A 12505-nucleotide genomic window follows, 5' to 3' on the forward strand; every position below is an offset into this window, starting at 1 on the left:
CTGCTGTATACGTACAAAGCAGACAACGACCGACTGATTATCAGCCACGGAATCCGCTGGCGTTCAGGCAGGCACTATAAGTCGCTGGATTTTGTTCGCATATAGATAATTTGTTTCTTCGTCATTAGTTGGGGACGAAGCCCCTCGCTACTATGGAACACCGGTTTGTTGAAAAAGCTACGGGCGCTATTGCTGATAAATACCGCCTGTCCATCTTGCTGGAGCTGTCGGACAAAGGCAGTATGACCTGCACCGATATTCAGGAACTGACCGGGCTGTCGCAACCCTGCGTGTCGCACCATGTCAAGCAGCTCACCGAGAGCGGCCTGGTCAACGCGCGCAAGGAAGGCCGAAACCTGTACCTGTCGCTCAATAAGGAGTCATTGCAGCAGTTATCCGGCTTCCTGGAGAAGCTGGGCTAAAATTTTATCCGTAAACATCCAAACTTTTAAATATTTGGTTGTGTTGAGGGAGGGTATTCACGGAGTAAAACCGTTCACAACCGAAATAAACACATGGCACAAAAACTGTTTTCAGAAGCTCGTCTGGGCAATCTGACGCTGACGAACCACCTGGTTATGGCACCCATGACCCGCAACCGGGCCACGGCCGATCACTTGCCGACCGATATCATGGCTACCTACTATGCGCAGCGCGCGTCTATTGGCCTGATCATTACGGAAGGGGTATCGCCTTCGCCCAACGGCGAGGGGTACGCGCGTATTCCGGGTATTCATAGTGCGGCTCAGGTAGCTGGCTGGCGGAAAGTGACCGACGCAGTTCATGCCGAAGGTGGTAAACTCTTTATCCAGCTCATGCATACCGGCCGGATCGGCCACGCCAGTCATCTGGTGGGTAATGCCGAAGTCATTGCCCCGTCGGCCATTGCGGCTGCCGGTCAGATCTATACCGATACCGAAGGGATGCAGGATCACCCAACCCCCCGGGCCCTTACAACCGATGAGGTGAAGCAAACCATTCAGGAGTACGTAACAGCGTCGAAAAACGCGATCGAGGCCGGTTTCGACGGGGTCGAACTGCACGGCGCCAACGGATACCTTATTGAGCAGTTCATCAGCCCGAATTCTAACCAGCGTACCGACGAGTACGGCGGTAGTGTTGAAAATCGCAGCCGTTTTCTGCTCGAAGCGGCCGAAGCGGCTGGAAAGGCTATCGGGTTTGATAAGGTGGGCGTGCGGTTATCGCCCTACGGTGTGTTCAACGACATCCATCCCTATCCGGAAACCGACGAAACCTATCGGTATCTGGCCGAAAAACTGAATGCGCTGGGTATCGTGTACCTACATCTGGTCGATCACGCGGCTATGGGTGCGCCCGCCGTACCGGCCCATATCGTTGACGACATTCGGGCTCGTTTCACCGGCACGCTGATTTTGAGCGGAGGCTATGATGCGGAGCGGGCCGAAGCTGTTCTGGAAAGCGGCCAGGCCGATCTGGTGGCTTTCGGCCGCCCGGTCATTGCCAACCCTGATTTTGTGGCGCGGCTGCAAAGTGGTGCTGACATGAACCAGCCTGACTTCAACACGTTCTATACGCCCGGTGAGAAAGGTTATACCGATTATCCGGCGCTGGTAGCGGTAGCGCAGTAAGCTGTATATGAAACATAAAAGGGTGGCTCTCCGAGCCACCCTTTTATGTTTAGGCCAGAACGACTTTGAGCATTTGCTCCAGAATAAGCCGCCCATCGGTATTGCCCAGGATGGGATCAGCCGCCCGTTCGGGGTGGGGCATCATGCCGAATACGTTTTTCCGGTCGTTGGTTACGCCGGCAATGTTGTCGAGGCTTCCGTTGGGATTAGCCGCATCGGTAATGTTACCCTGTTCATCGCAGTAGCGGAACAGGATCTGCCCGTTATCGGTCAGCGCTTTGAGCGTATCGGCGTCGGCGAAGTAGCGACCCTCGCCGTGGGCCATCGGAATTTTATACGCCCGGCGTTCCAGATCGGCCGTGAGCGGCGCATCGGTCGACTCCGGCTTGAGGTAAATGTTTTTGCAGATGTACTGCTGGTTCGTATTCCGGAGCAGTACCCCCGGCACCAGGTTGGCTTCGGCCAGAATCTGGAAGCCGTTGCAGAAACCGATCAGGTAACCGCCCCGGTTGGCGTGGGCAATCACTTCGTTCATGATCGGCGAAAACCGCGCTACAGCGCCCGTACGGAGGTAGTCGCCGTAGGAGAAGCCGCCGGGAAGTATAATAAAATCGCAGCCCTGTAGGTCGTGGTCTTTGTGCCAGAGTTTGACAACCTGCTGGTCCATCAGTTCAAGGGCGTCTACCGCGTCCTGATCGCAGTTAGAGCCGGGAAATACAACAACGCCAAATTTCATGGACGAAAGAGCGAAAGAGTGAAAGAGTAACCAGGGGCGGTAGCAGACCGGCAGTGGCCCTGATCGCTCGGTGGCCGGGTTACCCGTTGATGCTGTAAAGATACGAACTTAGACGCTGTTTAAGGCAAACAGGCGGCCCAAAAGGCTATGCGTATACGGAGTAGTCCGTGCTTAATAGCTTAGCCTTTAACCGCTACGGCCTGACCCGATGCCGTTACGTTTCCTTTTTCGAACGTGAGGTCAATCCGGCCCAGGTTAATGCCGGCAAAGCCAACCTGATTGATCCAGACGGGCTGCCCATCGCGGTTGTTGACCTGCACGGGAGCATCCAGGAACGTATGGGTATGGCCGCCGATGATACCGTCGATATGGCGCGTCTGAGCCGCCAGCACGTTATCCGAAACCGTTGGACCGTCGTACTTGAACCCCAGGTGCGACAGGCATATGACATAATCGCATTTTTTGTCGTTGCGCAGGGTAGCCGCCATGTCGTTCCCAATCTCGATGGGGTCGAGGTATTTCGTTTCACGGTAGGCGTCTTTCGGAATAAGCCCCTCCGGCCGGATACCGAGGCCGAAGACACCTACTTTAACGCCCTCTTTTGTGAAGATTTTGTAAGGCATGGTGCGGCCGTCCAGTACGGTGTTTTTGAAGTCATAGTTGGCAATCAGCATCGGAAACGTAGCCTTGCCGAACTGAGTCACCATATTGTCGATGCCGCCGTCGAAGTCATGGTTGCCGATGGTGCCGGCGTCGTAGCCGAGCTGGTTCATGGCCAGTATTTCGGGTTCGCCCTTGTACAGATTGAAGTAGGGCGTTCCCTGAAAAATATCGCCCGCATCGAACAGCAGCACGTTGCGGGGGCGCCCGTCGACCTGCTCCTGCCGAATGGCCCGGACCAGCGTAGCGCGCCGGGCCACGCCACCGCGACCGGCATTTCGGCTGCCATCCATCGGGAACGGGTCGAGCCGACTGTGTACGTCGTTGGTGTGCAGAATGGTCAGCGTAGTGGGGCCGCGCCGGGCCAGGGCGTCGGGGGCTACCGCGCCAATGACGGCGGTGGTGCCGAGCAGCTTCAGAAACTGGCGTCTATTCAACTGTAAAGCGTCCATCAGATGTAGGAGTAATAGGTTGACCCGACTTCCCCTGCTGCCGGAAATAATCGATCAGGGTATCGCGGATGAGGTAGGTAAGGGTTTCGCGCCGGACCGGATTTCTCAGGAAGCCGGTGTTGTCGCCCCCGTCGGCCACGTAATCGCTCATGGCCACGGTATAGGTTTCGTTGGGTTGCAGAGTCCGGCCGTTGGTGAACGTAACGTCCTGTACCTGCCCCCCCCGGATTCGGGCCCGCAGACCACCAACGACTAGTCGGTCGTCCTTCGCAAAATGATCGAGTAGCTGCTGGAGCATGGTGCCCGTAACCGTCAGGATTACCAGCTGGTTGTCGAACGGCATCACTTCGAAGATCGAGCCGGTGGTAATATTGCCTTCGGGCAGGTTGTTCCGGATACCGCCGTAGTTCAGGTGCGAGCAGTCGATGGGTTTGCCGTAGCGCAGGCTGGCCTGTTGCAGCAGTGCGTCGGTAAGCAGATTGTTGAGCGGGGCGCCGGGCGGGCCTTTCTCGATCCGGCCCGTTGACCGGGTCAGCACTTCGTTCATGCTGCGATCGAGGCCCTGCCGGTAGGGAAGTAGAAAGCGGGCCACGCTGCTGTCGGCTGGGGCACTTGCCGAGTCAATACCGATTCGGCGGGCAGTTTGGCTGGTCAGGTGGTATCCCCCCGGCTGGCAGGCCGACAACCCGGCAAGGGTAATCAATACTAGGAGTTGCTTCATGATGGATGTAAAGATAACGAAACGGGTCCAGCAGCCCCAGCCGCTTATGTTGGCAAGCCAGACTGATAATAGTGGCATAATGTAGTACCGTATCCAGCCGGTGGGGCCAACGCCCGGCTTTGGCCAGCAAACCCAATCAGTGGGCGTAGCCCCTGGCTGGGTTTGCAGCTAGTCGACAGCCGTGACGCGTACGTCGAACAGGCCTTTATCCCGGTCTACGCTGACCGGGCCGGGGCTAGCTTTGAGCATCAGGCTCTGCCAGGAGCGGGTAGGCCGTAGTTGTTGCCAGTCGCTGGTGCTGGTCTGGACCCACACGGGCAGGTTGAACCCATCCGTGTCGGCCACCCAGCGGTAGCTCATCTCCAGCTCGTCGGTGCCTTTGCCAGTCAGCTTGTACTCGAACGTGGGCAGGTCGGCATGGCGCAGGTATTGATCGAACAACGGACGCAGGTTCACCCCGGTCTGCCTGACCAAAAAATCGATGATCTCATCGGTATATACGGTAGAGCGTTGTTTTTCGGTCGCCAGCGCCCGGATGGCCGCGAACCAGATTTTGTCATTGTTAACGGCATAGCGGAGAGTATGGAGCATCCAGGCTCCTTTGTAATAGATGTCGGTGTCTTCCTGCTCGGCATTGACACCCAGCGGCCCCAGCATCGGAAACTTGTTTTTAATCAGCTTCCGCTGGTTGTTGAGGTAGCTGATGGTGCGGGCTTCGTCCTGCGTACAGGCCAGGTACAGGGCTTCGGCGTAGGTCGTAAAGGACTCATGAATCCACATTTCGGCCTGATCGGCGCAACTCAGGCTGTTGCCGAAATATTCGTGCCCGCTCTCGTGGATGATGATGAAGTCGAACCCGTACGCGTTGTTGCGGTATTTATTCCCGTACGCAACCGCGCTCTGGTGCTCCATGCCCCAGTAAGGGGTTTCAACCAGTTTGTAGCCGTCGCGCCAGAACGGGTATTTGCCGAAGTGAGTTTCGTAGCAGGCCAGCATGGGCTTTACCTGGGCGAAGTGCGCTTTGGCTCTGGCCAGGTTGCCGGGCAATACGTAATAGTCCAGCGCCAGTTTCTGGCCATCTCTGGCGGTATAGGTGTCCGAGATGTGGGCGTAATCGGTAATGTTGAGGGTAACGTTATAATTGTTGATGGGGTAGTGAACAAACCAGGTCCATTCGGTTTGTGTACCGCCAGCGGCCGGTCTCTGCCCAACCAGCTTTCCGTTCGAGACGCAGGTCAGCCCTTTCGGCACCCGGCAGCGGATGCGCATCGAGTCGGGCTCGTCGGAGAGGTGGTCTTTGTTAGGCCACCATAAACTGGCGCCCGTTCCTTCGCAGGCTACCGTTACCCAGTCGGCCTGTCGGGCCGTTGTGGTATCTTTCCGCCAGACGAAGCCGCCATCCCAGGGTGCATTTTTGGCAATCTGGGGCCTGCCGGCATACTTGATGGTGATCTCGCGAACCTGACCGGTAGCTGGTGAGTCGGGTAGCGTAATGAAAAGAGCGTTGCCGTCGCGGGTATAGGCAAGCGGTTTGAGCTGGCCGTTGCTGCCTTTCTGCGTAATGGCCCGAACCGCCATGCTGGCAAACAGATCGACCTGCATCCGCCGAAACGGCTTCACGACTTTGTAGCGGATGGTGTTACTGCCCTGGATGGTTTGGGTAGCCGGATCGACGCTCAGGTTCAGGTCGTAGAAAAGCACATCGTAGCTGGTGCGTTCGGGGCGGAGACCACCCCGCAGCGAGTCGGCATGGGTGAACCGGCTGGTCGGTGTCTGCGCCTGGATCAACGGCTGACTTAGGATCGAAATAAATAGGGCAAAAGCCAGCTTGCCAACGGCGTTCATAAACGGAAGTCTGGAGACGCGACAAAAAACACCATGCCGATCAGGTGATTAAATCAGGTTGCCCGGCAGCACAATGGTTGTTCGCTCGGGGCGGTAGTTGACTTTACGAAGCCGTCCGAAGCCGCCGATCCCGATCTGCAGGTTGAACAGGCCACCGGAAAAGGGTTTGCCAATCAGCACCGGGCTGTAGGATACTTTGGTACGAACAAACCAGAAGCTATTTTCTGAACGATCGGCCCGGGGTGTATTATTGCCTAGCTTGATGTCCAGCGCCAGGCCTACTACGGGCGCATGATCCGATACCACAAAGCCTTTGTACCGTTCATCGTTCCGGTTACGGGGCGTCAGTTCCAGCAGCCGGTAGCCAACATAAGGAATCAGCCGCTGCCGGGCCGACTCGTAGGCGATAGCTCCCAGGCCGATTTCTAGCTGGGTGGGGCTGACAGGCATACCGGCTTCCCATTTTTTGTTCTGGTGCGAAAAGCCGGACCGGATGCTGCCGTTGTAGAGCGTGGGGTGGATAAACAGCACCGTTCGCCGGAAGGCCAGGTCCAGACCGAACACGATACCGCCCGATGGGTTGAGGTGCTGGGCCAGCGGGCCGGTGGCAAGGGCGCCCCCTCCACCGAAGAATATGCCGTACCCTACTTTCGACGAGCGGTAGGTCGTTACCAGGTCGGGTACATCGTACAGTCGCTGAACCACCTGCCGCTGCCATCGCTGCAGGGCTGCGAGGTCGTCGCCCCCGCCGGTTTCGGCCCGGAACCGGTTTACTTCGGCACCCAGCTCGGCGTTGGTCAGGTATTCAATTTGCTTGGCCTGCTGTTTAAACCGCCGGTCGGCACCGAGCGCAATCAGCTTGGCTTTCATCTGACGGGTATGCACTTCAACCAGATCGAACAGGACCTGATTATAAGCCAGTGTACGCTCCGAGCGGGCCGTTTCGGAAACCCACGACAGGTTGCGGAACATCAGGCAGAAGGCATCAATAGCGGGCAGGCTTCCGATCGATGTTGGCCGCACTTCGTAGCCGATCTGGTAATAGAACTCCGACCCGCCTAGCCCGGGCTGGGCGGGGCTGTGAAAGTCGCTGAGCTGTAGCCGACGGGTAGCGCTCCAATGCAGCGTATCGATCGTGGTCTGCTGCGCTGAACAGAGCAGAGACGACGTCAGAAGCAGCAGCACCGCGAACAGTCGGTTCATAAAAGAAGGATGATGGGGTTGTCTATCAACAAATATACTAAAAAAGCGCAGCCCCGTTTCCGAAGCTGCGCCAACTAAAGCGAGGTAGGGATGTACGCGGTTAGTACCGGTACATCTCTGATTTGAACGGGCCGTCAACCGTAACGCCGATGTAGTCAGCCTGCTCCTGCTCGAGGGGTTCGAGCCTGGCGCCAACGTGGGCCAGGTGCATAGCCGCTACTTTTTCGTCCAGCTTCTTGGGCAATACATATACTTTGTTCTCGTACTTGTCCGAATTGGCCCACAGTTCGAGTTGCGCCAGCGTCTGGTTCGCAAACGAACACGACATCACAAACGAGGGGTGGCCCATCGCGCAGCCGAGGTTCACCAGACGACCTTCGGCCAGTACGATGATTTCTTTGCCGTCGATTTCGTACATGTCGACCTGCGGTTTGATCTGGCTTTTGCTGTGACCGTAGTTTTCGTTGAGCCACGCCATGTCGATCTCGTTGTCGAAGTGACCGATGTTGCAGACAATCGACTTATCACGCATGGCGCGGAAGTGCCGGTCTTTGATGATCCGGACGTTGCCGGTGGCGGTCACGAAAATGTTGGCCCGGGTAACGGCTTCGTCCATCGGTACCACTTCATATCCGTCCATAGCGGCCTGCAGGGCACAGATGGGGTCTATTTCGGTTACCAGTACGCGGCAGCCGGCGCCCCGCAGCGACTCGGCCGAGCCTTTACCTACGTCGCCATAACCCGCTACAACCGCTACTTTACCAGCCAGCATCAGGTCGGTAGCCCGACGGATGGCATCGACCAGCGACTCGCGGCAGCCGTATTTGTTATCAAATTTCGATTTTGTGACCGAATCGTTGACGTTGATGGCGGGCAGGTGCAGCGTGCCGTTCTTCATCCGCTCGTACAGGCGGTGAACGCCCGTGGTGGTTTCTTCCGACAGCCCTTTAATGCCCTGAATCAGCTCCGGATACACGTCGAATACCATGTTAGTCAGGTCTCCGCCGTCGTCCAGAATCATGTTGAGCGGCTGGCGTTCTTCGCCGAAGAACAGCGTTTGCTCGATACACCAGTTAAACTCTTCTTCGGTCATCCCTTTCCAGGCGTATACCGGAATACCCGCAGCGGCAATAGCAGCAGCGGCATGGTCCTGCGTAGAGAAGATATTACACGATGACCAGGTCACATCGGCGCCCAGGGCTACCAGCGTTTCGATCAGCACCGCCGTCTGGATGGTCATGTGCAGGCAACCCGCAATACGAGCGCCTTTCAGCGGCTGCGACGGGCCATATTCAGCACGCAGAGCCATCAGACCCGGCATTTCAGCTTCGGCAAGCCGAATTTCCTTGCGGCCCCAGTCGGCCAGCGCGATATCCTTAACCTTGTAAGGAACGTACGTGGAGGTTTGCATACAGTAGTTTACATGTTTCAGTCTACGGAAGCGCCCACAATTAGCTCAGTGGGTCATCAGCAGACCGGATTGATTTCTTAGCAAAGTGCAAAATTAGCTGCCAACGGGCAGAAAGACTAACCATTCAGTATTTTAACCAGTCATCGGACGACCGCAATGGCCTCAATTTCAATCAGCACGTCTTTATCGTATAACGCCTGGACGCCAACATAGGTACTGCCTGGCGGATTAGGACCCGTATAGTACTGCGTCCGGATGCTGCGTACGGCGTTTAATTTGTCGTCCGTGCTGTTCACGACATAGGTTGTCAGTTTTACGACGTCGCTGAACGTCGCCCCTGCAGCCGCCAGCGCCGTTTTCAGGTTATCGAATACCTGCCTGACCTGCGCCTGAAAATCGCCTTTGTGCAGAATCTCCCCGTTGGCGTTGGCCGAGACTTGCCCGGATACGTACACGGTTCGGCCGCCCTGCGCAACAACCACCTGGGTATACCCTTTAGACACCAGCAGACCGGGTGGGTTGATGTATTGAATGGACTGGGCCAGTAGGGTAGACGTCTTGCTCAGCAACCCGACCAGAAAAACGTAGCGGTAGACAAACAGGCGCATAAATGATGAATAGAGACCAGAAGACAAGGACTGTACGGGCTGATAACCGCTAAACAAAAAAAATAATCCATTCCAGCTTGACATCCGACCAGAGAATAGCTAACTATGTAAGCGCTTACGTAAATACTTACTTATATGGATTTCATGGCAGAACTGGCCGAGCTGGCTATGGCCAGCCGTCTTCGGCGGCTGAGCGAAACGTACTGGCAGGCGGTTACGGCTATTTATCGGCAATCGGGTCTGGATTTCGATGTTCGGTGGGCTACCATCTTCATCCTGATTGCCCGGCAGGGGCCCGTTGCGGTTACGGAAATAGCCGACCGGCTCGGCATTACCCATCCGGCGGTTATCCAGGTCATCAACGAACTGGAAAAGCGACATCTCATTACATCGGCCAGGTCCGATCAGGATGGGCGCAAACGACTCCTGGCCCTGAGCGAAGCGGGACTGGCGATGCTGCCCCGGCTACAGCCGCTCTGGGATGCTTTCGTAACGGTAAACCGTCAGATGCTCATGCAGCAAACGCACAATCTGCTTATATCGGTCCAGGAAATGGAAGACCAGCTGGCCGAGCAGAGCTTTTTTGATCGGGTACGGGCCGAGCTGGACGCCAGAGGCCAGCCATAGAGTCCGTTTTACCACCTGGCGTAATCAAATCAATCACCTCCACCTGTACTCAGTATGAACGACATCTCCATTATTTATTACCAACCGCAGTACCAGCCCGACTTCAAACGGCTTAACATAGCCTGGATCAGCGAATCGTTTACCGTAGAAGAACACGACCTCGAACAGCTCGACCACCCCGAAACCTACATCCTGCCAAACGGCGGGCAGATTCTGCTGGCGAAACAGGGCGATGAAATCGTAGGTACGGCGGCTATGGTTCCTACGGGCGAGGGGACTTACGAACTGGCTAAAATGTCGGTGGCTTCGGCGCTTCGCGGCCAGGGCGTAGGTAAGCTGCTGGCGCTGGGGGCTATTGCGTATGCTCGGGAGGTGGGCGCCACCCTGATCTGGCTCGAATCGAACCGGAAAGCGGTGGCCGCCATTGAACTTTACAAACGGGTGGGGTTCGTGGAAGTCCCGCTCCGGCCGTCGCCCTACACCCGGGCCGATATCTGCATGGAAATGCGGTTGTAATTACCGCAGTACAGGGCGCAGTTCTCTGGCCCACAAAACATAGCCTTTCTCGTTCATATGCAGGCTGTCGGACTTGAACAGGGCGCCGATGGTCTGCCCGTTTGGCTGGCGCATAACCGGGCCGATATCGACAAAATTCGTTTTCGACTGTCCGGCCAGGAATTGTTTGATGAGCCGGTTGGCTTCGTCGACCTGAGCCCGGTATTGCCGGCGCGACGGGCTGGGTTTGATGGATATAAACACGAAAGGCACACCCGGTAATCGTTTCCGAACGTAACGGAACAGGGTAACAAACCGCTCGTAGGTCTGATGGCCGCTCACTTTGCCGGTGGCAATATCGTTTTCGCCAGCGTACAGAACGATCTGTTTGGGTTTGTAGGGAATGATGATACGATCGGCATAGCGAATGACGTCGCTCAGCTCAGATCCGCCAAAGCCCCGGTTCAGCAGCTTCTTGCCCGGAAAATACGAGGCCAGGTTGTCCCAGAGCCGGATCGACGAGCTACCGGTGAACAGAATAGGCCGTCGGGGTGGGCGGGTGGTTTTATCGGCGGCTTCGAAAGCACGAATCTCCGACTCGAACCGGGGGAGGTCCTGCGCCAGGACGGGCAGGGTAAAAACAAGGAAGAACAGGATTCGGAAAACAGACATACGTGTCGACAGGAGAGAAAGCCGGCCATCAGTAGCCGCCGGGCGTTAGATAAAAGGCACAACGCTCTCCAAACTCATGCCCCTCGATCCTTTGATCAACACATGGGTGTCGGTCATGGGGTTGTCCATCAGCCAGTTGTGCAGTGAAAATTTGTCGGGAAAATAATAGGCCTTGGGCAGGGCGCCGAGCGCGTACTTCATGTCTTTCCCCGCCAGAATAACCAGGTCGAACTTGGCATCGGCAATGAGCTGCCCCAGGGCTTCGTGTTCGGCCGGGCTCTCGTCGCCCAGTTCGTACATATCGCCCACAATAACGACTTTGCGTTTGGCGGGGGTAGCGGCAAACTGCCGGATGGCAGCCGCCATAGAGCTGGGGTTGGCGTTGTAGGCATCCAGCAGTACCGTATTGCTGCCTTTCTGAACCACCTGCGAGCGGTTGTTGGTCGGGTTATAGTCGGCAACGGCATGGTGAGCCTCGGCCGGCGATACCCCAAAATGCTGCCCGATAGCCAGGGCGGCCGCCATATTCTCGAAGTTATAACGGCCGGGCAGGTGGGTCGTGATGGTCTGGCCGGTGTCGGTTCGGTACACGGCTACCGGCGACTCCTGCACGAGTTCGGGCTGGTTATGTTCCAGGTAAAAAACGGTCTGTCCGAAGCCGCTGCGCTCGTGATGCATGGCCGTCAGAACAGGATCGTTCGCGTTGACGAACACGGTTCCGCCGGTAGTGGCCAGATAATCATATAGTTCGCCTTTGCCGATCCGCACCCCCTCAATACCACCAAACCCTTCGAGGTGGGCCTTGCCGATGTTCGTAATAAGTCCGTGGGTAGGCTGACAGATTGAACAGAGTAGGGCAATCTCGCGCTGGTGATTGGCACCCATTTCGACGACCGCCATCTCGTACTGATCGGTGATGGACAGAACCGTAAGCGGTACTCCGATGTGGTTGTTAAAGTTGCCCTGGGTGGCGTAGGTGATGTAGCGTTTCGACAGCACCCCCGCAATGAGTTCTTTGGTGGTGGTTTTGCCATTCGACCCGGTCAGGCCCACTACCGGAATGGTCAGCGTCTGGCGGTGATGGCGGGCCAGATCCTGCAGGGCCGTGAGGGTGTCGGCTACCAGCAAACAACCGTCGGGCTGCTGAGCCGCTACGGCCGGATCGTCGACGAGGGCGTAGCGGGCCCCGGCCGTCAGAGCCGCCTGGGCAAACTGGTTTCCGTCAAAATTGCCGCCTTTCAGGGCTACAAACAGGCAGCCGGTCGTAATCCGTCGGGTATCGGTCGATACGCCGGTGCATTCCAGAAATTTATGATACAGTTGCTCGGTGTTCACCATCACATTCGGGCGGGTTTCATCGTTTCAAATAGACACAGAAAACAACGTCGTGTCAGGAGCAAGTCTGGGTTCGTTGCCGGCAAACCGGATGACCTCAGTGTTTCTGTGTTGAATAATCCAGTCAAAA

13 protein-coding genes are annotated in these 12505 nt (G+C 56.7%); 4 read left to right on the forward strand and 9 right to left on the reverse strand.

Going from position 1 to position 12505, the window contains the following annotated elements; all coding sequences use genetic code 11:
• Positions 1 to 152 precede the first annotated feature (152 nt).
• Entirely contained in the window at positions 153 to 422 is a 270-nt protein-coding gene (locus tag FBR45_RS02250) for an ArsR/SmtB family transcription factor (RefSeq protein ID WP_077920695.1), read from the forward strand.
• Between the two features lie 93 nt (positions 423 to 515).
• The gene (locus FBR45_RS02255; RefSeq protein WP_138498946.1) at positions 516 to 1610 is read left to right on the forward strand and encodes an alkene reductase; all 1095 of its coding nucleotides are present in this window, start codon (positions 516 to 518) and stop codon (positions 1608 to 1610) included.
• Positions 1611 to 1659: 49 nt separating this feature from the next.
• On the opposite strand, the gene purQ is transcribed toward FBR45_RS02255, so the two are convergent.
• The 7 genes from purQ to FBR45_RS02290 all read right to left on the reverse strand — a co-directional run bounded on the left by purQ (position 1660) and on the right by FBR45_RS02290 (position 9246).
• Positions 1660 to 2346, reverse strand: coding sequence for a phosphoribosylformylglycinamidine synthase subunit PurQ (gene purQ / locus FBR45_RS02260; protein ID WP_138498948.1), 687 nt, complete (start codon positions 2344 to 2346; stop codon positions 1660 to 1662).
• Between the two features lie 179 nt (positions 2347 to 2525).
• Positions 2526 to 3458, reverse strand: coding sequence for a bifunctional metallophosphatase/5'-nucleotidase (locus FBR45_RS02265; RefSeq protein WP_138498950.1), 933 nt, complete (start codon positions 3456 to 3458; stop codon positions 2526 to 2528).
• Positions 3436 to 4179: a 5'-nucleotidase C-terminal domain-containing protein gene (locus tag FBR45_RS02270; protein WP_138498952.1), complete on the reverse strand. Its 744-nt coding sequence runs from the start codon at positions 4177 to 4179 to the stop codon at positions 3436 to 3438. The genes FBR45_RS02265 and FBR45_RS02270 overlap by 23 nt, the downstream gene beginning before the upstream one ends.
• A 168-nt stretch (positions 4180 to 4347) precedes the next feature.
• Positions 4348 to 6024, reverse strand: a complete 1677-nt coding sequence (locus FBR45_RS02275) for a M1 family metallopeptidase (protein ID WP_138498954.1) — start codon at positions 6022 to 6024, stop codon at positions 4348 to 4350.
• Between the two features lie 48 nt (positions 6025 to 6072).
• Positions 6073 to 7227 carry a hypothetical protein gene (locus FBR45_RS02280; protein WP_138498956.1) on the reverse strand — a complete coding sequence of 385 codons (1155 nt, stop codon included), beginning with the start codon at positions 7225 to 7227 and terminating at the stop codon, positions 6073 to 6075.
• 100 nt (positions 7228 to 7327) lie between these two features.
• Positions 7328 to 8638, reverse strand: a complete 1311-nt coding sequence (ahcY, locus tag FBR45_RS02285; protein ID WP_129600987.1) for an adenosylhomocysteinase — start codon at positions 8636 to 8638, stop codon at positions 7328 to 7330.
• A gap of 140 nt (positions 8639 to 8778) precedes the next feature.
• Complete coding sequence (locus FBR45_RS02290; protein ID WP_138498958.1) at positions 8779 to 9246, reverse strand: RidA family protein; 468 nt, start codon at positions 9244 to 9246, stop codon at positions 8779 to 8781.
• 135 nt (positions 9247 to 9381) lie between these two features.
• Here FBR45_RS02290 and FBR45_RS02295 point away from each other — a divergent pair, with 135 nt between their 5' ends.
• Both FBR45_RS02295 and FBR45_RS02300 read left to right on the forward strand, forming a co-directional pair.
• Positions 9382 to 9873 carry a MarR family winged helix-turn-helix transcriptional regulator gene (locus tag FBR45_RS02295; protein WP_138498960.1) on the forward strand — a complete coding sequence of 164 codons (492 nt, stop codon included), beginning with the start codon at positions 9382 to 9384 and terminating at the stop codon, positions 9871 to 9873.
• A 54-nt stretch (positions 9874 to 9927) separates the two neighbouring features.
• Positions 9928 to 10389 (forward strand): GNAT family N-acetyltransferase, encoded by a 462-nt coding sequence (locus FBR45_RS02300; protein WP_138498962.1) that lies wholly within the window; start codon positions 9928 to 9930, stop codon positions 10387 to 10389.
• Here the strand turns inward: FBR45_RS02300 and FBR45_RS02305 are convergent, their stop codons facing one another.
• Complete coding sequence (locus FBR45_RS02305; protein ID WP_138498964.1) at positions 10390 to 11040, reverse strand: GDSL-type esterase/lipase family protein; 651 nt, start codon at positions 11038 to 11040, stop codon at positions 10390 to 10392.
• 45 nt (positions 11041 to 11085) lie between these two features.
• Complete coding sequence (locus tag FBR45_RS02310) at positions 11086 to 12378, reverse strand: UDP-N-acetylmuramoyl-tripeptide--D-alanyl-D-alanine ligase (protein ID WP_138501870.1); 1293 nt, start codon at positions 12376 to 12378, stop codon at positions 11086 to 11088.
• Between the last annotated feature and the right edge of the window lie 127 nt (positions 12379 to 12505).

This window comes from Spirosoma lacussanchae (assembly GCF_005870035.1).
Classification (GTDB): domain Bacteria; phylum Bacteroidota; class Bacteroidia; order Cytophagales; family Spirosomataceae; genus Spirosoma; species Spirosoma lacussanchae.